Source organism: Caulobacter sp. Root1455, assembly GCF_001426905.1.
GTDB lineage: Bacteria > Pseudomonadota > Alphaproteobacteria > Caulobacterales > Caulobacteraceae > Caulobacter.
Genome location: NZ_LMFQ01000024.1, coordinates 237,959 through 255,512 on the forward strand (window position 1 = coordinate 237,959; position 17,554 = coordinate 255,512).

The 17,554-nt window shown below is 68.2% G+C and carries 18 protein-coding genes and 2 pseudogenes; 7 read left to right on the top strand and 13 right to left on the bottom strand.

The genetic code is table 11. The annotated features are described in order from the left end of the window. Positions 1-145: 145 nt before the first annotated feature. The 6 genes and pseudogenes from mmsB to ASD21_RS18560 form a co-directional block, all read right to left on the bottom strand. Positions 146-1,054: pseudogene (gene mmsB / locus ASD21_RS18535) on the bottom strand (3-hydroxyisobutyrate dehydrogenase); the annotation flags it as partial. A 165-nt stretch (positions 1,055-1,219) separates the two neighbouring features. After that, the gene (locus ASD21_RS18540) at positions 1,220-2,023 is read right to left on the bottom strand and encodes a class I SAM-dependent methyltransferase (protein ID WP_056444772.1); all 804 of its coding nucleotides are present in this window, start codon (positions 2,021-2,023) and stop codon (positions 1,220-1,222) included. Positions 2,024-2,079: 56 nt separating this feature from the next. Next, on the bottom strand, positions 2,080-3,132 hold the full coding sequence (locus tag ASD21_RS18545; protein ID WP_056444774.1) for an enoyl-CoA hydratase/isomerase family protein: 1,053 nt from the start codon (positions 3,130-3,132) through the stop codon (positions 2,080-2,082). Next, positions 3,129-3,758, bottom strand: coding sequence for a histidine phosphatase family protein (locus tag ASD21_RS18550; RefSeq protein ID WP_056444778.1), 630 nt, complete (start codon positions 3,756-3,758; stop codon positions 3,129-3,131). The genes ASD21_RS18545 and ASD21_RS18550 overlap by 4 nt, the downstream gene beginning before the upstream one ends. Before the next feature lie 77 nt (positions 3,759-3,835). Beyond that, positions 3,836-5,443, bottom strand: coding sequence for a PAS domain-containing hybrid sensor histidine kinase/response regulator (locus ASD21_RS18555; protein WP_082554846.1), 1,608 nt, complete (start codon positions 5,441-5,443; stop codon positions 3,836-3,838). Positions 5,444-5,527: 84 nt separating this feature from the next. After that, positions 5,528-6,667 (bottom strand): isobutyryl-CoA dehydrogenase, encoded by a 1,140-nt coding sequence (locus ASD21_RS18560; RefSeq protein WP_056444781.1) that lies wholly within the window; start codon positions 6,665-6,667, stop codon positions 5,528-5,530. A gap of 207 nt (positions 6,668-6,874) precedes the next feature. Here ASD21_RS18560 and ASD21_RS18565 point away from each other — a divergent pair, with 207 nt between their 5' ends. Next, on the top strand, positions 6,875-7,315 hold the full coding sequence (locus ASD21_RS18565; protein WP_056444784.1) for a DUF2147 domain-containing protein: 441 nt from the start codon (positions 6,875-6,877) through the stop codon (positions 7,313-7,315). A 7-nt stretch (positions 7,316-7,322) separates the two neighbouring features. Here ASD21_RS18565 and ASD21_RS18570 read toward each other — a convergent pair whose 3' ends face one another. Next, positions 7,323-8,324, bottom strand: coding sequence for a proline iminopeptidase-family hydrolase (locus ASD21_RS18570; protein WP_200941454.1), 1,002 nt, complete (start codon positions 8,322-8,324; stop codon positions 7,323-7,325). Positions 8,325-8,463: 139 nt separating this feature from the next. Here ASD21_RS18570 and hemB point away from each other — a divergent pair, with 139 nt between their 5' ends. Genes hemB through ASD21_RS18585 form a run of 3 tightly spaced genes read left to right on the top strand, consistent with a single transcriptional unit; the run spans position 8,464 to position 10,301 of the window. Next, complete coding sequence (gene hemB / locus ASD21_RS18575) at positions 8,464-9,465, top strand: porphobilinogen synthase (RefSeq protein ID WP_056444790.1); 1,002 nt, start codon at positions 8,464-8,466, stop codon at positions 9,463-9,465. 3 nt (positions 9,466-9,468) lie between these two features. Beyond that, the gene (locus tag ASD21_RS18580) at positions 9,469-9,915 is read left to right on the top strand and encodes a hypothetical protein (RefSeq protein WP_056444793.1); all 447 of its coding nucleotides are present in this window, start codon (positions 9,469-9,471) and stop codon (positions 9,913-9,915) included. After that, a complete protein-coding gene (locus ASD21_RS18585) occupies positions 9,912-10,301 on the top strand; it encodes an NUDIX hydrolase (RefSeq protein WP_056444797.1) in 390 nt (129 codons plus the stop codon). Before ASD21_RS18580 ends, ASD21_RS18585 begins: the two co-directional genes overlap by 4 nt. Before the next feature lie 136 nt (positions 10,302-10,437). Here ASD21_RS18585 and ASD21_RS18590 read toward each other — a convergent pair whose 3' ends face one another. Continuing rightward, positions 10,438-10,683, bottom strand: coding sequence for a LapA family protein (locus ASD21_RS18590; protein ID WP_056444800.1), 246 nt, complete (start codon positions 10,681-10,683; stop codon positions 10,438-10,440). 141 nt (positions 10,684-10,824) lie between these two features. Here ASD21_RS18590 and ASD21_RS18595 point away from each other — a divergent pair, with 141 nt between their 5' ends. Beyond that, a complete protein-coding gene (locus tag ASD21_RS18595; protein WP_056444803.1) occupies positions 10,825-11,082 on the top strand; it encodes a hypothetical protein in 258 nt (85 codons plus the stop codon). A gap of 324 nt (positions 11,083-11,406) precedes the next feature. On the opposite strand, the pseudogene ASD21_RS25275 reads toward ASD21_RS18595, so the two are convergent. Next, positions 11,407-11,480, bottom strand: a pseudogene (locus ASD21_RS25275) (hypothetical protein); the annotation flags it as partial. Between the two features lie 502 nt (positions 11,481-11,982). Then, complete coding sequence (locus ASD21_RS18600) at positions 11,983-12,837, bottom strand: NAD(P)-dependent oxidoreductase (protein ID WP_056446175.1); 855 nt, start codon at positions 12,835-12,837, stop codon at positions 11,983-11,985. A 129-nt stretch (positions 12,838-12,966) separates the two neighbouring features. Between ASD21_RS18600 and ASD21_RS18605 the strand changes: the two genes are divergently transcribed. Together ASD21_RS18605 and ASD21_RS18610 are read left to right on the top strand one after the other, a co-directional pair. Continuing rightward, the gene (locus ASD21_RS18605; RefSeq protein ID WP_056444805.1) at positions 12,967-13,866 is read left to right on the top strand and encodes a flagellar motor protein MotB; all 900 of its coding nucleotides are present in this window, start codon (positions 12,967-12,969) and stop codon (positions 13,864-13,866) included. A 128-nt stretch (positions 13,867-13,994) separates the two neighbouring features. After that, on the top strand, positions 13,995-14,846 hold the full coding sequence (locus ASD21_RS18610) for an arginyltransferase (protein WP_056444808.1): 852 nt from the start codon (positions 13,995-13,997) through the stop codon (positions 14,844-14,846). A gap of 2 nt (positions 14,847-14,848) precedes the next feature. Here ASD21_RS18610 and ASD21_RS18615 read toward each other — a convergent pair whose 3' ends face one another. From ASD21_RS18615 to ASD21_RS18625, 3 genes are read right to left on the bottom strand one after another with little or no spacing between them, the layout of a single operon-like run. Then, complete coding sequence (locus ASD21_RS18615) at positions 14,849-15,616, bottom strand: SDR family oxidoreductase (RefSeq protein WP_056446176.1); 768 nt, start codon at positions 15,614-15,616, stop codon at positions 14,849-14,851. Between the two features lie 14 nt (positions 15,617-15,630). Beyond that, a complete protein-coding gene (locus ASD21_RS18620) occupies positions 15,631-16,569 on the bottom strand; it encodes an NAD(P)H-dependent flavin oxidoreductase (RefSeq protein WP_056444810.1) in 939 nt (312 codons plus the stop codon). Continuing rightward, positions 16,566-17,543: a quinone oxidoreductase family protein gene (locus tag ASD21_RS18625; RefSeq protein WP_056444813.1), complete on the bottom strand. Its 978-nt coding sequence runs from the start codon at positions 17,541-17,543 to the stop codon at positions 16,566-16,568. Before ASD21_RS18625 ends, ASD21_RS18620 begins: the two co-directional genes overlap by 4 nt. Positions 17,544-17,554: the final 11 nt, after the last annotated feature.

Below are 17,554 nucleotides of genomic sequence, written 5' to 3' on the forward strand. Positions count from 1 at the left end.
GCGACGCGCCGTGTCCACATAGGGACATTTACCTAGGAAACCCCATACCTCGGAAACCCCATACCTCGGAAACCTAAGGCGCGAACGGACGTGTCGCCTTCGTGAACGAACAGCGCCCTCAAAGATCACTCTCGCGAAGGCTGAGTCAACCGAGCTCCGCCATCTTTCCGCGTAACAGCTGCAGCACCGCCGAGAAGTCCTTGCCGCCGAATCCGTTACCGTCGAACAGGGCGTAAAGCGCCTCGGCCTGCGCCCCCAACGGGGTCGAGGCCCCGGCCTTGGCCGCCGCCTCCTGGGCCAGCTTCAGATCCTTGAGCATCATCGCCGTGGCGAAGCCGCCCTCGTAGCCGCGGTCGGCCGGGGTCGAGGGCCCCACGCCCGGGACCGGGCAATAGGTCGAGACCGACCAGCACTGGCCCGACGACTTGCTGGCGATCTCGAAGAACCGGTCGGCGGCCAGGCCCAGCTTCTCGGCCAGGGCGAACGCCTCGCAGGTTCCCAGCATCGAGATCCCCAGCAGCATGTTGTTACAGATCTTGGCCGCCTGCCCCGCTCCGTGGTCGCCGGCGTGGATCGTCACGCGCGACATCGGGGCCAGCGCCGCCTCGACCTCGGCGAAGTCGGCCGCGTCGCAGCCGACCATGAAGGCCAGGGTCCCGGCCTCGGCGGCCATGATCCCGCCCGACACCGGCGCGTCGGCGAAGCGGAAGCCCGCCGCCCTCGCCTGCCCGGCCACGGCCCGGGCGCTTTCGACGTCGATGGTCGAGCAATCGATCAGCAAGGCGGTCTTGGGCGCGTGAGCCAGCACCTGCTCGCCATAGACCGCGCGCACGTGCGGCCCGGCCGGCAGCATGGTGATCACCACCTGCGCGTCCTTGACCGCCTCGGCCACCGAGCCCGCCGCGTGGCAGCCGGCCGCCACGGCCTTCTCCAGCGCCGCCGCCGACAGGTCGAAGGCGCTGACGTGATGCTGGGCCTTGGCCTGGTTGGCGGCCATGCCGCCGCCCATGTTGCCCAGGCCGATGAAGGCGATGCGGGTCATGCTTCTACTCCGTGCAAATGCGAACCGCGCCTCATGGGCGCGGCTCTTATCGTGGCCTCAAACTCACTGCGTCCTTCGAGGCTTCGCTCCGCTGCGCACCTCGGGATGAGGAATTCAGCAACAGCCTACCTCTTCCCGAGGCGCCCGCGCAGCGGGCCTCGAAGGACGCAAAGCGCCCTACCGCGCCCCGGCCGGCTTGCGGAACTTGTAGATGAACTGGTCGGTCTTGCCGCGGATCGACGGGTCGAAGACGCTGAGCTTGCGGCTGTCGGCCGGGTCGCGCAGCACGCGGCTCTCGCCCTCGAAGATGAAGCCGGCGGCGGTCACCTCCTGCTTGACCGTCTCGGCGTCGATGCGGTGCAGGGTCTCGGTGTCACGCAGGCCCGAGCCCGGCTCGGCCGCGTGGTCGAGCACCAGATAGACGCCGCCCGGCTTCAGGGCCCTGAAGATCTGGCGGTTGACCACCGACAGGTCGGCCGGACCCATGAACTTGTCGTGCATGTCGTGGTAGTTCTGGGCGGTGAACACCAGGTCCAGCTTCTCGGGCGCGCTGAAGTTGGGCAGGGTGTTGAGGATCACCGACACGTTCTTGTAGGCGGGATCGGCGGCGATGGCCTTCACCGCCGGCTCGCGCTTGGCCAGCTTGGTCAGTTCGTCGGGCACATAGGCGTAGACGTGGCCGCGCGGTCCGACGGATTTGGACAGGATGCGCGTGAAATAGCCGCCGCCGGGGATCAGGTCGGCGACCTTGGCGCCCGGCTTGACGCCGGCGAACGACAGGGTCTGGCCCGGCAGGCGCAGGTCGTCACGGACCATGTCGGCGGCGGGGCGGTTGGGATCGGACAGGGCCGCGGCGATGTTGGCCGGCACCGCGACGGGCGCGTCGGCCGGAGGCGGCGGCGGCGCCATCGGGCCCATAGGGGTCGTCGCGCAGCCCGCCAGGGCGAGCACTGCGACGAGGCTGAGTAGCGGCTTACGCATGGGTATTCCTTCCGACGGCGTCTTCTTGTTACCCGCAAGCTAGCGCAGCAATCACGCTACGTCAGCGGCGACCACTCCTGATCAGCCGGCAGAGGCGCGAAAATCTCGTCCAGCATCGCGTCGGTAACGTCCTCAAGCTTGGCTGGATCCCAATTCGGCGCGTTGTCCTTGTCGATGATCACGGCGCGCACGCCCTCGAGGAAGTCGTGGCGGCGGACCACCCGCGAGCCGATCCGGTACTCCATGGCCATGTTGTCGGCGAAGTCGGTCATCGCCGCCCCGGCCTCCAGCTGGCGGAAGGCGACCTTCAGGGTCTGGGGCGATTTGGTCTTCATCGTCGCCAGCTGGGCCTTGCCCCAGTCGCTGCTGTCGGCCTCCAGGAACTCGAAGATCTGCTCGACGCTCTCGCCGACGAACAGGCGGTTGAGGTCCTGCTCGATGCTGACCAGCGGCGCCTTGCCGGCGTCGGCGCGGTACGTCTTGAGGGTGTCCTCGATGCGGCGCGGATCGGCGATGATCGCCTTCTTCAGGCCCTCGACGGCGCCGAACTCGACGAAGTGGGTGGCGATCCCCAGGCGCAGGCAGTCCGCGCCCTTGATCCGCGCCCCGGTCAGGGCCAGCCACAGCCCCGCCTTGCCCGGCAGGCGCGGCAGGTACCAGCCGCCGCCGACGTCGGGGAACAGACCGATGCCGGTCTCGGGCATGGCGAAGGTCGTGCGCTCGGTGGCGATCCGGAAGTGGGCCGGCATCGAGATCCCGACGCCGCCGCCCATCACCACCCCGTCCATCACCGCCACCACCGGGGTGTCGTAGGTGAACAGCAGGTGGTTCAACTGGTATTCGGTGTGGAAGAAGGCCCGCGCCGCCTTGGCGTCGCCCGCCCCGCTGTGGGCCAGCATGCGGATGTCGCCGCCGGCGCAGAAGCCGCGCTCGCCGCTGTGGTCGATGATGACCAGGTAGATCTCGGGATCGTCCCGCCAGTCCAGCAACGCGGCGATCATGATCTCGCACATGGTCTGCGTCAGGGCGTGCAGCGCCTGGGGCCGGTTCAGGGTCAGCCGGCCGACGTTTTTCTGAACGCGGACAAGGACTTCGGGTTGGTCGGTCATACGGCGTCCTTGACGAGTTCAGCGGCGTGTTCGGGGTCTTCGACCGGTTCGCAGTCGAAGCGGTCCAACTGGCCGGCGTGCAGCCGATAAAGGGCGTCCTGCGGCACGTCCAGCTCCAGGACTTCGGCGGGCGACAGGCCGGCATAGGCGCCGCGCAGCAGCCGGCCGGCGATGCCGTGGCTGACCACGATCAGCCGGCGCTCCGGTTCGGCGGCCTGTTCGGACAGCCAGTCGGACACCCGCGCCATCACCTGGTCGTAGGTCTCGCCGCCCGGCGCGGCGAAGAACCAGGTCCGATCGGTGAACAGCTCGGGATGTTCGCGCGCCACCTCGGCTCGCAGCCGCCCCTCCCATTCACCGACCGTCAGCTCCATCAGCCGGTCGTCGAATTCCACCGGCAGGCCCAGCTTCGCGCCGATGATCCCCGCCGTGTCCCGCGCCCGCCGCAGCGGGCTGGCGACGATGCGCCAGGGCTGGACTTGGTCGCGAGCGATCAGGTCATGCAGCAGGTCGGCCATGGCGCCGGCCTGGGCCCGCCCCAGCGGTGTCAGATCCGACTCCATCCGCCCCTGCAGGCGATGTTCGCGATTGAACGCGGTTTGGCCGTGGCGGCAGAGATAGATCACGTGGCGCGGTTCCAAGCTCCGAAGGCGCCTGACATATTCCGGAACGCGCCCGATGTCGCCTGCGCCCTTGCGTCAAGCTAAAGCGCCCGGTCAGACATCTCCAAGGCCGCCTGCATCCCCTCCAGGAGACTGGCCGCCGTGATGGGCTTGGCGACGTGAACATCCGCGCCGGCGGCGAACGCCTCGTCCTTGTGCTCGGTCATGGCGTTGGCGCTGAGCATCACGATGGGGATCGGGGCCGCGCCGCGCGCGGCCTCCAGGGCGCGGATGGCGCGGATCGCGGTCAGGCCATCCATGCCGGGCATCTGCATGTCCATCAGCACCAGGTCGAAGTCCTCCACCTGATAGGCCGCGACCGCCTGGGCGCCGTCGTCGACCATGACGAGATGGGCGCCCTGGCTGGCGAGGATGAGCTGGACCACGCGCTGGTTGGTGGGGTGATCCTCGGCGAGCAGGACCCGCAGGGGTCGGTCATCCACGCGGCAGGGGACCGGCGGCGGCTGAGGCGCCCGCGCGTCGTAGGCCGCCAGGGTCTCCGCGCGCGGCAGGGGCAGCGAGACGAGGAAGCGGCTGCCGACTCCGGGCTCGGAGGCGGCGGCGATGTCGCCGCCCATCATCTGCGCCAGCGAACGGCAGATCGACAGACCCAGGCCCGTCCCGCCGAAGCGACGGCTGATGGTTTCGTCCGCCTGGCTGAAGCGGTTGAACAGGCGCGCGGCGTGCTCGGCGTCGAAGCCGATTCCCGTATCTTCGACCGCCAGGGTCAGATGCGTCTCGTCCAGGCCCACGCGAAGCGTGACCCCGCCCTTTTCCGTGAACTTCACGGCGTTGGAGATCAGGTTGCCGACGATCTGGCCGATGCGCGTGGCGTCCCCGAGGAAACGGCCCCGCGCGTCGGCGTCGCGCACGACGTCGAAGGCCAGCCCCTTGTCCTGGGCCCGATAGCGCATGACCTCGATGCAGGGGCGAAGCGCCTCGTCCAGGTCGAACGTCCGGGTCTCGAGATGCAGCTGGCCGGCCTCGATCTTGGACACGTCCAGGAAATCCGACACCAGCCGTTCCAGCGTGACGCCGGAGTCGCGAACCAGCGAGATCATTTCGGCCTGTTCGGCGCTCAAGGCCGTGCGCGACAGGGCGTCGATGATGCCGATGACCCCGTTGAGGGGCGTGCGGATCTCGTGGCTCATATTGGCCAGGAATTCGGACTTGGCGCGGCTGGCCGCTTCCGCCAGCGCCTTGGCCTCGATCAGTTCGCGTTCGGCCGCGACCCGGTCGGTCACGTCCCGGGCCACGCCGTAGATGCGGTCGCCGGATCGTTGGGCCCGCCATTCGAGCGTCCGATAGCCGCCGTCCTTGTGGCGATAGCGGTTGATGAACCCCAGGACCGGATCGCCGATCTTGCGCCCCTTCACTTCGTCGACGCTGACCAAGGTGCCGGGCAGATCCTCGGGATGAACCAGCCTCAGCAGCGGCTGGCCCTCCATCTCCTCCGGACGATGTCCCAGATGGGTGAACCAGGACGGGCTGGCCTTGAGCACCTGCCCGTCGAGGTCGCGGATGACCAGCAGGTCCTGAGAGACCTGGAAGAAGGTGCTGACGTCGACGATCGGCTCTTCGTCGGCAAGCGTGATCCCGGCGCCGCCCTGATCGACGCTCCCTTGATCGACAAACGGCGCGCGGATCATGAGACACGTCCTAAAAGCACCAACTACGGCGATCCAAGTCTGGGGGGATTAAGGTTAAGCCCCGATTGCCGTCACGCGGAAAATTTACTGCCGGAACATCTCGCGCGCGATGATCACCCGCATGATCTCGTTGGTGCCCTCCAGGATCTGATGCACCCGCAGGTCGCGGACGATGCGCTCCAGCGGGTAGTCCTGGAGGTAGCCGTAGCCGCCGTGCAGCTGCAGGGCGTCGTTGGCCACCTGGAAGCCGGCGTCGGTCGCGAAGCGCTTGGCCATCGCGCACAGCTTGGTGGCCTGCGGGTCCTTGTTGTCCAGCGCATGGGCGGCGCGGCGCACCATCAGGCGGGCGGCCTCCAGCTCGGTGGCCATGTCGGCCAGCTTGAACTGCAGGGCCTGGAAGTCCTTCAGCGGCTTGCCGAACTGCTTGCGGCTCTCGAGATAGGCCTTGGCGGTGTCCAGCGCGAACGCCGCCCCGCCCAGCGAGCACGAGGCGATGTTCAGCCGCCCGCCGTCCAGGCCCATCATGGCGAAGCGGAAGCCCTCGCCTTCCTGGCCGATCCGGTTGGCGACCGGCACGCGGCAGTCGTCGAAGTTCACCGCCGCTGTCGGCTGAGAATTCCAGCCCATCTTGCGCTCGTTGGCCCCGAAGCTGAGGCCCGGCGTCCCCTTCTCGACCACGAAGGCCGAGACGCCCTTGGCGCCGTCGGCGCCGGTGCGGGCCATCACCACATAGACGTCCGAGACTCCGCCGCCCGAGATGAAGGCCTTGCCGCCGTTCAGCACGTAGTGGTCGCCGTCCAGCCGCGCGGTCGTGCGCAGGGCCGCGGCGTCCGAGCCCGAGCCCGGCTCGGTCAGGCAGTAGCTGGCGATCAGCTCCATGGTGGTCAGGCGCGGCAGGTAGCGCCGGCGCAGGTCGTCCGAGCCGAACCGGTCGATCATCCACGAGGCCATGTTGTGGATGGTCAGATAGGCCGCGGTCGGCACGTCGCCGTAGCTGAGGGCTTCGAAGATGATCGAGGCGTCCAGGCGCGACAGCCCGCTGCCGCCGACGTCGTCCTGGACGTAGATGCCGGCGAAACCCAGGGACGCAGCCTCGAGCAGCACATCAACCGGGAAGTGCTTCTTTTCGTCCCACTCGGCGGAATGCGGGGCAAGGCGTTCCGCCGCGAAGCCGGAGGCCATGTCCTGAATAGCGCGTTGATCGTCGTTGAGCGCGAAATCCATGCGCGATATCCTCCCAAGCGGGGCAGAGTGAACCCCTCGCCTTCTTGGCCGCTGACGTGCCGCGCGCCGACGACTGTGTCAATCATATCCCACTCGCTGACTTTGAATGCCGCAGTGCGAGAAAAGCGGGAGCCAAATGTCGCAGCGCCCTTGAACCGCCGCGTCCTCCGTATAAATCGCGGTTATCGGAGGCGTCGTCTGTCTGTCATGCGTAAGTTCACTGCCGTTTTCGCCGCCCTCGCGGCGCTGTTCAGCGTGTCCTCGGTCCAAGCGGCCGATCTAGGCGTGTGGACCGGACCCAAGGACAACGTCCGGGTCGCGATCAAGGACTGCGGGCGCAGCACCTGCGGCACCGTGGTCTATGCCAGCCCCAAGGCCGAGGCCGACGCGCGCAAGAGCGGCCTGACCACCCTGGTCGGCCAGCAGCTGCTGCGCGATTTCGAGCCCACCAAGAACGGCGCCATGCGCGGCAAGGTCTTCGTTCCGACCCTGAAGGTCACCCTGGTCGGCACCGCCGAGTTCATCGACGCCCGCACCATGAAGGCCAAGGGCTGCGTCCTGGGCGGCCTGGTCTGCAAGGCGCAGGTCTGGCGCCGCATCGACGGCGTCCAGCAGGCCCGCGTCGACAACGCCTCCTACGCGCCCTGATCCTGCTCTAGTCCAGCCCCTTCAGGAACGCGGTGAGGCCGGCGAAGTAGTTCGCCTGGTCGTCGTACATCGACATGTGGCTGCCGTTGGCCATGTAGAGGTACCGGCCCTTGGGCAGTTCCTTGGACATCTTCTCCATATAGGCCGGGTCCATGGTGTCGTACCGGGCGCCGATCACCAGGGTGGGGACGGTGATGCGCTTGAGGTCGGCGAAGCGGTCCCAGTCGGCCAGCAGGCCGCTGGCGCCCAGTTCGCTGGGCCCCTGCATCAGGGTGTAGAGTTCGCCGTTCAACTGCCCGAACGCATGGGTCACCGGCTCGGGCCACTGGTCGGCCGGCCGGCGCAGGATGTGCTTCTCGTAGTGCATAGGGATCAGCGAGCCCATGTAGTCCGGGTCCGACGTCTTCCCCGCCGCCTCCAGCGCCTTGACCTTGGCCAGCTGCGCCGGGTCCATTTCGGGCATCAGGACCTTGTTGGCGTAGTCGTTATAGGCCGGGATCGAGGCCATCATGTTCGAGATCACGACGCACTTCAGGTTGGCCTGATATTTCAGGGCGTATTCGATCGCCAGCACGCCGCCCCAGCTGTGGCCCAGCACGCAGAAGTCGCCGGCGTTCAGGTCCAGCGCCTTGCGCACCTGCTCCACCTCGTCGACGAAGCGCTCGATGGTCCACAGCTTGGTGTCGGTCGGCTTGTCCGAGCGCCCGGAGCCCAGTTGGTCGTAATAGATGTATTCGATGCCCTGGGCCGGAAAGTAGCTGTCGAAAGGCTCGAAATAGTCGTGGGTGGCGCCCGGACCGCCGTGCAGCAGCAGCACCTTCAGCTTGGGGTTCGAGCCGACCCGCTTGGTCCAGACGCGGAACTTGCCCGACGGCGTGTCGATGTCGATCATCCTAACGCCGCCCGACCAGGCGTCGGGCGCCTTGGCGTCGTAATAGCTGGGCGGCGGCGCCTGCCGCGCCTCGGCGCCGGTCGCGAACAGGGAGGTCAGCAAAGCCACGATCGCCATCACAAGCCGCTTCATCGCACCGCCCCGCTCAAATCCTGTCAGCCGAGGACGAGCATTGGCCAGACCGTGGCGTCCGGCAAGCGCCCTTAAGCAACCAATCGCCTTGCCTCGCGCGGCCTCCCGCGCGAAACCGTTGGTCATGACCACGCCTCCGCTCGCCCCCTACCCCGCCACCCGCCTGCGCCGCCTGCGCCAGGCCGACTGGACCCGCCGCCTGGTCCGCGAGACCACGCTGGAGCCGTCCGACCTGATCTGGTCGATGGTGGTGCACGAGGGCGAAGGGACGATCCCGGTCGCCTCGATGCCGGGCGTCGAGCGCCTCAGCGTCAAGGAGGCCGCCAAGGCCGCCGTGCGGGCCCGCGACCTGGGCATTCCCGCCATCGCCATCTTCCCGCACATCGACGGGTCGCGGAAGGACGCCGCCGGGTCGATCGCCTCGGACCCCGACGGCGTGATCCCCCGGGCGGTCAAGGCCATGAAGGACGCCGCCCCCGAGGTCGGCATCATGTGCGACGTGGCCCTGGACCCGTTCACCGACCACGGCCACGACGGCGTGGTCGAGGGCGGCAAGATCCTCAACGACCCGACCATCGAGCGCCTGATCGAACAGGGCCTGATGCAGGCGCAGGCCGGCGCCGACATCCTGGCCCCGTCCGACATGATGGACGGCCGGGTCGGACGCCTGCGCGCCGCCCTGGAGGGCGCGAACTTCCAGGACACCATGATCATGTCCTACGCGGCCAAATACGCCTCGGCCTTCTACGGCCCGTACCGCGACGCGATCGGCTCGGCGAAACTGTCGGCCGGCCAAGGGGACAAGAAGACCTACCAGATGGACCCGGCCAACACCGAGGAGGCCATCCGCGAGGTCGCGCTCGACATCGCCGAGGGCGCCGACATGATCATGGTCAAGCCGGGCATGCCCTATCTGGACATCCTGCGCCGCCTGGTCGACGAGTTCCGCATGCCCACCTACGCCTTCCAGGTGTCGGGCGAGTACGCGATGATCATGGCCGCGGCCCAGAACGGCTGGATCGACAAGGACCGCGCCATCCTGGAAAGCCTGACCGCCTTCAAGCGGGCCGGCGCGGCCGGGATCATCAGCTATTTCGCGCCGTGGGCGGCGGAGCGGCTGGCTTAAGGCATGGCGCTGCGCTGGAAGGCCTCGATCGATCACTTCGCGAGCTTCCGCTTCGCCGATCCGGCCGCCGGGCCCCGGGCCCATGTGCGATCGGTGCGGGATTTCGCCGAGCGTATCCACCAGGGCCTCGCCTTCCCCAGCGCCCAGATCGCGGACCCGTTCGGCGACGAGGACATGTCGATGTTCTCGATCGCGTTCGACGCCTCGCTGTTCGGCGGCTACGAGGTGAACGTCGGCGTTTTCCCTGGCGGCCCAAACCCCGACCGCCTCTGGGCCCTTCAGGTGCAGGTCCCGGACGCCGGCATGCGGGAAGCCGCTTGGCGGCCGAAGCTCGAGATGATGAAGGTCGTCGAGCGCGGGCTCCACGCACGCCTGCTTGAACTCGGCGCGATGGACTTGCGTTGGCGGCTGCAGGAACGTCGCGACGATCCGGGCCAGGCCACGCCATGAGCCGCGCCATCGACATCGTCACCGCCGTGATCCGCGACGAGACCGGCCGGATGCTGGTGGTCCGCAAGCGCGGCACGGCGATCTTCATGAAGCCGGGCGGCAAGCGCGAGCCCGGCGAGGACGACCTGACCGCCCTGGCCCGCGAGCTGGACGAGGAGATCGGCTGCCGATTGGTCGGCGCGACCCTGCTGGGCGCCTTCGAGGCCCCAGCCGCCAACGAGCCTGGTTTCACCGTCCGTTCGGCGACCTATCTGGCGAGCGTCGAAGGCCAGATCGCCGCCCGCGCCGAGATCGAGGAACTGGCCTGGATCGACCCGGCCGCGCCGGGCGACATCGTGCTGGCTCCGCTGATGCGGGTGGTGCTGGCGCGGCTGGCGGGCGCTTAGGCTGGTATTCAACGCGGTGCGTGATCCTCGTCCTTCGACAAGCTCAGGATGAGGACCATTGTGCAGGCCTCGGCAGTAGAAAACCTCATCCTGAGCTCGTCCTTCGACGAGGTTTTCGCTTCCGAAGCCGATATCGCTACGCCCCGTCCACCTTGTCCGGATCGCCCGCGGCGTCCTCGTCGGCCTCGTCCCGCGCGATCGACTCCGATTTCGGCGGCGGCGGCGGATCGGCGGTGAAGAAGGCGCCCAGCAGCATCAGCATGCCCGCCACCGGCGCCAGCGACCGCTTGGAGCGCCGCAGGGCCAGGATGGCCCAGACGCAGAGCAGGATCACCCCTGCCCCGAAGGCGATCAGGACAAGCGTGGCCTTGAGAGCTTCCATCTGGCGGATATGGCGACGCCCTGGCTCATCACAACCATCCGCTCGCGCGAAACCGGGAACGGGCTTAGGGTGTTCCCAGTGTTCGGCCCGAGGCCGCGTACGACGGTCCGGTCCGAGCCTCAACGATAGCGGAGGTGACGCATGGACGCCGATTTCAACGACACCGGAAAACCCGAACTGCTCGCCCATGAGCAGACCTATCACGGATTCAGCATCCTCCTGCGATGGTGCATGCTGGGCCTGGCCACCACCATCTCGACCCTGACCTTGTGGTTCGCCAGCCCCGCCGGCTTCTGGGGCGGCCTGATCATCGGGATCGTGGTGTTCGCGATCGGCTACGCCATCCTGGTGCGCCGCGAGGAGAAGCAGCCGCTGAGCCTTTGGGTCGAGGGGCGGTAGCAGGACGCGAGTCCAGACGGGGACATGCACTCATGCCACGGCTCCGGCCGGGTTGCAGAGGGTTTGCCGTGAGTGCGTGTCCCCAACGTCACCCGTTGCGTTGGACGCTCTTGGCACCGAGAGAGCCTGGAAGTGTCGGGGATGTCGTTGGGGACACGCACTCACCCCACGCTTCGGAGATGATTTGGCGAGGCGTTGCCGTGAGAGCATGTCCCCGGTTGGCGTCTATGCTCGGCGCATAGCCAACAAACACCAGCGATTTCAACGCCCTGAACTTTCTCGACCCGATTTGGTCCTCACCCTCCAAACCGCCCGTATCCTTATCCCACCTCGCCGCATGGAAAGGGCGCATGGCCAGCGACCGATGCGGCGGCGGGGGGCGATCGAGCGGGAAGCTCTGTCGGCGGTGTTGTCCGCGTGGGTATGGACAACATCAAACCTCACGTCTCCAGGGCCGGCCGGGCATGGAACACAGAAACGGCGTGGCGTGAGGGCTGACCTAGCAGCAGGCGGGCGGTGACGCGCTCGCGGTCCGGGACCGGGTTTCGTTGACCTGGCCCGCCCGTCGGAGGCTTCAAGGCGGCGAGGCCCTAACAGGGCTCAGCGTCGCGAGCTTCCGGATAACGACCGCGCGGAGCGTCAGGCTTCGTCGAAACGGTATTTGTTCAAAGTTCTCCGGACGATGTCCGGCGCTCCGCGACCCTTTCCATCCCTCAGCGAGAGATCGCGTGAGAACGAAAACCCGCGTGTCCAAGTCCCTCCCCCCGTGGGGGAGGTGTCGGCGCAGCCGACGGAGGGGGGAGTGATCGGCAGATGACCGCAATCCGGATCGGCGATCCCAAACCTCCCCCCACCGATCGCTGCGCGATCGCCTCCCCCATAGGGGGAGGGCCTTGGCCCCTACTTCTCCAGCCGCGCCACCAGGCTGGACGTGTCCCACCGATTCCCGCCCATCGCCTGGACCTCGCCGTAGAAGCCGTCGATCAGCGCCGTGCCTTCCAGCTTGGCGCCGTTGACGGCCGCCTCGGCCAGGGCGATGCCCAGGTCCTTGCGCATCCAGTCCACCGCGAAGCCGAAGTCGAACTGGCCCTCGGACATGGTCTTCCAGCGGTTCTCCATCTGCCAGGACTGGGCGCTGCCCTTGGAGATGGCGGCCAGCACGTCATCGGTCGGCAGGCCGGCCCGCTTGGCGAAGTGCAGCGCCTCGGCCACGCCCTGGACCACGCCGGCGATGGCGATCTGGTTGCACATCTTGGTCAGCTGCCCCGCACCCGACGGACCCATCAGGCGGATGGCCTTGGCGTAGGCCAGCAGCACGGGCTCGACCCGGGCATAGGCGGCCGCGTCGCCGCCGGCCATGATCGTCAGCTGGCCGTTCTCGGCCCCCGCCTGACCGCCCGACACCGGGGCGTCGACGAACCAGCGGCCGACGGCCCGCGCGGCGGCGTCCATCTCGCGGGCCACGGTGGCCGAGGTGGTGGTGTGGTCGACGATGACGCCGCCCTCCGCCATGGCCGGCAGCACCTGCGCCACGACGTCGCGCACGTCGTCGTCATTGCCGACGCACAGGCAGACCAGCTCGGCCCCCGCCACCGCCTCGGCGATCGTCGCCTTGGACGCGCCGCCGTGCTTTTCGACCCAGCGCGCGGCCTTTTCCGGCGTGCGGTTAAAGACGGTCACCGCGTGGCCGGCGGCCTTCAGGTGGCCCGCCATCGGGAAGCCCATCACGCCCAGGCCGATAAACGCCGTCTTCATGCCGCGAACTCCCAAAAAGCGACCGGTGTGGAAGACGCCCGACATCGCCCTTCGCGGCCCCGATCGCAACGGCATTTTAACGTCCAGCCGTCACGTTCGCTCGAACAGGGTTAAGCAGGCTTAAGCGAAATGGCCGTCAGCGGCGAACAGCCGATCGTCATCAAGAAGGTCAAGAAGGTCATCGGCGGGGGTCACCACGGCGGCGCCTGGAAGGTGGCCTATGCCGACTTCGTGACCGCCATGATGGCCTTCTTCCTGCTGATGTGGCTGCTGAACACGACCACCCCGGAGCAGAAGCTGGGCATCGCCGACTATTTCGCGCCGGCCTCGATCTCGTCCAGCACCAGCGGCTCGGGCGGCATCCTGGGCGGCACCTCGCTGGGCGACGACGGCGCCAAGGCCGACGGCAAGATGTCGGTCATCCAGCAGATGGCCCCCGAAGCCCCGACCGAGACCAACAAGGACGGCCAGAGCACCGCTTCGGCCAGCCTCGACTCGGCCAGCGAACAGGCCTTGCGCGACGCCCTGGCCAAGAAGGAGCAGGACAGCTTCGCCTCGGCCGCCCAGTCGCTGCGCCAGTCGCTGCAGGACATGCCCGAGCTGGCGGAACTGTCCAAGCAGATCATGATCGACCAGACCCCCGAGGGTCTGCGCATCCAGCTGATCGACCAGGACGGCCGCTCGATGTTCAAGGAGAACTCGCGCGAACCGAACGATCGGGCCCGCATCCTGCTGCGCGCCGTCGCCAGGGTGATCAACCAGCTGCCCAACCGCATCACCATTTCGGGCCACACCAGCGCCAGCTCGGCCGGCAAGCGCGCCGACAGCGACTGGGCCCTGTCGGCCGAGCGCGCCGACGCTTCGCGCCAGGTGCTGCGCGGGGCCGGCGTCGACGAGGACCGCATCTACCAGGTCTCGGGCAAGGCCAATTCCGAGCCGCTGTACGCGGACGATCCCACTCTGGCGGGCAACCGACGCATCTCGATCGTGCTCCTGCGCGAAAAGCCGGTGCTTCCCGATGGTCTCTGAGGTCGTCCGCGACGCGATGACGCTCAAGCGCGCTGCACAGCTTGCGCAACCGTCGCGGATGCCGCCTAATCCCTTATCGGCCCGGCACCACGGGCGAGGTCACTAACCAGAGGGATCGGGCGCTTTCCGTGACGCAGCACTTTCCGACGCGACAGCTGCGCTTCTTCCTCACGGCGCCCACGCCTTGCCCCTATCTGCCCGGACGCGAGGAGCGGAAGGTCTTCGCCCACCTGCCGCTGTCCGACGGCCCCACCGTCAATGACAGCCTGACCCAGGTCGGCTTCCGTCGCTCCCAGAACATCGCCTATCGGCCCGCCTGCGAGACCTGCCGCGCCTGCCAGTCGGCCCGCGCCCCGGTCGCCGACTACGTGTTCTCGCGGTCGGAACGCAAGGTCCTGACCCGCAACACCGATCTGGAACGCCACCTGGTCGAGGCCGAGGCCACGCTGGAGCAGTTCGAGCTGCTGCGCCGCTACCTGCTGACCCGTCACGCCGACGGCGGCATGGCCGAGATGACCTGGCCCGACTATGTGGCCATGGTCGAGGACACGGCGGTCCGCACCCACCTGATCGAATACCGCCTGCGCTCGCAGGACCGCGGTCCAGGCGACCTGATCGCCTGCGTGCTGGTCGACGTGCTCGCCGACGGCCTGTCGCTGGTCTACAGCTTCTACGACCCCAGCCTGACCAAGCGCAGCCTGGGCTCGTTCATTATCCTGGACCACATCCTGCAGGCCCAGCTCAACGGCCTGCCCTATGTCTATCTGGGCTACTGGGTGCCGGGCAGCGAGAAGATGGCCTACAAGGCCCGCTTCTCGCCGCTGGAGATCCTCAAGCCCGGAGGCTGGGCCCTGATGTCGGCCCGCGAGCGCGGCGCGCGTCCGCCCAAGCCGGTCGGCTGCGGCTCCAACGCCGGCGTCGAACTCAGCGACGCCGAGCCCGCCGAGCTCGGGGGTTTCCCGAGCCCGGGCAAGCCCTGAACCTAGCGCGCGAAGCTGACCCCGCCGTCCACGGTGACGGCCGATCCCATCACATAGTCCCCGGCCCGCGAGGCCAGGTAGATGGCCGCCCCGGCCATGTCCTCGGTCGTGCCGATCCGGCCGGCCGGAATGGCCTTGGACACCGCGTCGGCGTGGTCGCGGGCCACCTTGTTCATGTCCGAGGCGAAGGCGCCGGGCGCGATGCAGCTGACGGCGATGTTGTCCGCCGCCAGGCGCAGGGCCATGCGCTTGGTCATGTGCAGCAGGCCGGCCTTGGACGCGCCGTAGGGATAGGTCTCGTCGTGGGTCACCGACTGGCCGTCGATCGAGGCGATGTTGATCACCTTGGCCACGTGGTCCTTGCCCGCCGCCCGCAGATGGCCGATCAGGGCCTGGGTCAGGAAGAACGGCGTCTTCATGTTCAGGTCCACGACCTTGTCCCAGCCGCTCTCGGGGAAGGTGTCGAATTCCGCGCCCCAGGCGGCGCCGGCGTTGTTGACCAGGATGTCCAGCTTGTCCTCGCGCTCGGCGATCCGCGCCACCAGGCCGTTGATGCCTTCCAGGGTCGAGACGTCGGCCGGCAGCGAGACGCATTCGCCGATCGCCGACAGCTCCTCGGCGGTCGCGTCGCAGGCGGCGGCCTTGCGGGCCGAGACGTACACACGGCGGGCGCCGTAGGTCAGGAAGCCCTCGGCGATCATCTTGCCGATGCCGCGCGAGCCGCCGGTGACCAGGGCCACGCGGCCCTTCAGGGAAAACAGGTTCTGCATCATGGACTGGTCTTTCAGAAGCTGCGGCCGGCGCTGAGCGCGCCCAGCCGCTGGGTGATTTCAAAGAATTGCGCGACGGTCTCGTCGATGATCTGGGCGGCCGGCTTGACCTCGTCTATCAGGCCCACGGTTTGGCCCGCCAGGGCCGGCGCGGCTTCCATGTCGCCGCCGAAATAGACGCCCAGTATGCCCTTCAGGGCGTCGGGCGGCATGAGGCCCGCGTCGTAAATCTCACGGGTTCGCTCGGACTTCAGGGCGCGGATGCAGGGGCTGGCCTTCTTGTTCAGCACCCAGGTGCCGGTTTCCTTGGAGCCCGTGATCGCGGCCTTGTAGTTGGCGTGCACCGGGCTTTCGGCGGCGCTGACGAAACGGGTGCCCATCTGCACGCCCTCGGCGCCCAGGGCGAAGGCGGCGGCCATGCCGCGGCCGTCGCAGATGCCGCCGGCGGCGATCAACGGCACGTCGACCCGGGCGCGGATGGCCTGCAGCAGCACCAGGGTCGAGACCTCCTCGGGATTCTTGAAGCCCCCGCCCTCGGCCCCCTCGACCACCAGGCCATCGACGCCCGCCTCGACGCATTTGACCGCCGCGTCCACGGTCGGCACGGCGTGGTAGACCACGATCCCGGCGTCCTGCAGCGGACCGACGAACTTGGCCGGACTGCCGGCCGAGGTGGTGACGAACTTGACCCCGCTCTCGCAGACGAAGCGCAGCATGGCGTCGTCCTTCAGGAACAGGATCGGCAGGTTGACCCCGAACGGCAGGCCGCTGTCGGCCATCTTGCGGATCTCGGCCTTGCAGTTTTCCGTCTCGCCCGAGGAGGTCTCGATCACCCCCAGCCCGCCGGCCCGCGAGACGGCGCTGGCCAGCGGATAGCGGGCGATCCAGCCCATCGGGGCCTGGACGATCGGATACTTGGCGCCCGTGTGGGCCAGGACTCGGTTGCCGCTCATTTTTCGCCTGCTTGGGGGATCAGCAGCACCCGGCCGACGGCCTGACGGCTCTCGATATAGGCGTGGGCGGCGGCGGCTTCCGACAGCGGAAAGGTCCGGTCGAGCAGCACCTGAAGCTCGGCGCGCGCGGCCTCGTCGATCAGGGTCTGGATCATGTCGTGCACGCGGTCGGTCATGATCTCCGCGCCCAGGAACACGCCGGTCAGGCTGCGGTTGCCGCCCATCAGCGACGAGACGTCCACCTTGGTCGGCTCGCGCCCGGCCTGGCCGACCAGCGAGATGCGGCCGCGATAGCCCAGGGCCAGGATGCTGGCCTGCAGGGTGGAGCCGCCGACCGGATCGACCACCAGGTCCACGCCCTTGCCGCCGGTCAGCTTCATCACCTGTTCGACCACGTCGTCGCGGCGGTAGTTGATCCCGTGGTCCAGGCCGAGGGGCTTGAGGCGCTCCAGCCGCTCGTCGCTGGAGGCGGTGGCCAGCACCGTCGCCCCGGCCCGCTTGGCCAGCTGGATCGCCGCGACGCCCACGGCCCCGGCTCCGGCCTGGACCAGAACGGTCTCGCCGGACTTCAGATGACCGGCCCCGAACAGGCACTCGTGCGCCGTCCCGAACGGCACCGGAATCGCGGCGGCCTTGCGCACGTCGAAGCCGTCGGGAATCGGCCAGGCATTCCGGGCCGGCACGCTGCGCAGCTCGGCGTGAGAGCCGAAGGCGTTCACCGTCACCACCTTCTGACCGACCTTCAGGTGGGTGACCTCGGCCCCGACCTCGATGATCTCGCCGGCCGCCTGGTAGCCGACGATGTGCGGGCTGCCCGCCATCACGCCGCCGCCGCGGTTGAGGGTGTCGCCGCCCTCGATGCTGACCGCCTCGACGCGGATCACCACGCCGCTGGGATAGCAGGGCGGATCGGCGACGTCCTCGTACTTCAGCACGTCCGGCGAACCGGTTTCGTAATAGACGGCGGCCTTCATGACACGCTCCC

Coding starts and splice junctions, on each gene's coding strand:
- ASD21_RS18540 (WP_056444772.1), bottom strand. CDS start 2,023: ATGCGTAAGCCGCTACTCAGCCTCGTCGCAGTGCTCGCCCTGGCGGGC.
- ASD21_RS18545 (WP_056444774.1), bottom strand. CDS start 3,132: ATGACCGACCAACCCGAAGTCCTTGTCCGCGTTCAGAAAAACGTCGGC.
- ASD21_RS18555 (WP_082554846.1), bottom strand. CDS start 5,443: ATGATCCGCGCGCCGTTTGTCGATCAAGGGAGCGTCGATCAGGGCGGC.
- ASD21_RS18560 (WP_056444781.1), bottom strand. CDS start 6,667: ATGGATTTCGCGCTCAACGACGATCAACGCGCTATTCAGGACATGGCC.
- ASD21_RS18565 (WP_056444784.1), top strand. CDS start 6,875: ATGCGTAAGTTCACTGCCGTTTTCGCCGCCCTCGCGGCGCTGTTCAGC.
- ASD21_RS18570 (WP_200941454.1), bottom strand. CDS start 8,324: ATGGCGATCGTGGCTTTGCTGACCTCCCTGTTCGCGACCGGCGCCGAG.
- hemB (WP_056444790.1), top strand. CDS start 8,464: ATGACCACGCCTCCGCTCGCCCCCTACCCCGCCACCCGCCTGCGCCGC.
- ASD21_RS18580 (WP_056444793.1), top strand. CDS start 9,469: ATGGCGCTGCGCTGGAAGGCCTCGATCGATCACTTCGCGAGCTTCCGC.
- ASD21_RS18585 (WP_056444797.1), top strand. CDS start 9,912: ATGAGCCGCGCCATCGACATCGTCACCGCCGTGATCCGCGACGAGACC.
- ASD21_RS18590 (WP_056444800.1), bottom strand. CDS start 10,683: ATGGAAGCTCTCAAGGCCACGCTTGTCCTGATCGCCTTCGGGGCAGGG.
- ASD21_RS18595 (WP_056444803.1), top strand. CDS start 10,825: ATGGACGCCGATTTCAACGACACCGGAAAACCCGAACTGCTCGCCCAT.
- ASD21_RS18600 (WP_056446175.1), bottom strand. CDS start 12,837: ATGAAGACGGCGTTTATCGGCCTGGGCGTGATGGGCTTCCCGATGGCG.
- ASD21_RS18605 (WP_056444805.1), top strand. CDS start 12,967: ATGGCCGTCAGCGGCGAACAGCCGATCGTCATCAAGAAGGTCAAGAAG.
- ASD21_RS18615 (WP_056446176.1), bottom strand. CDS start 15,616: ATGCAGAACCTGTTTTCCCTGAAGGGCCGCGTGGCCCTGGTCACCGGC.
- ASD21_RS18620 (WP_056444810.1), bottom strand. CDS start 16,569: ATGAGCGGCAACCGAGTCCTGGCCCACACGGGCGCCAAGTATCCGATC.
- ASD21_RS18625 (WP_056444813.1), bottom strand. CDS start 17,543: ATGAAGGCCGCCGTCTATTACGAAACCGGTTCGCCGGACGTGCTGAAG.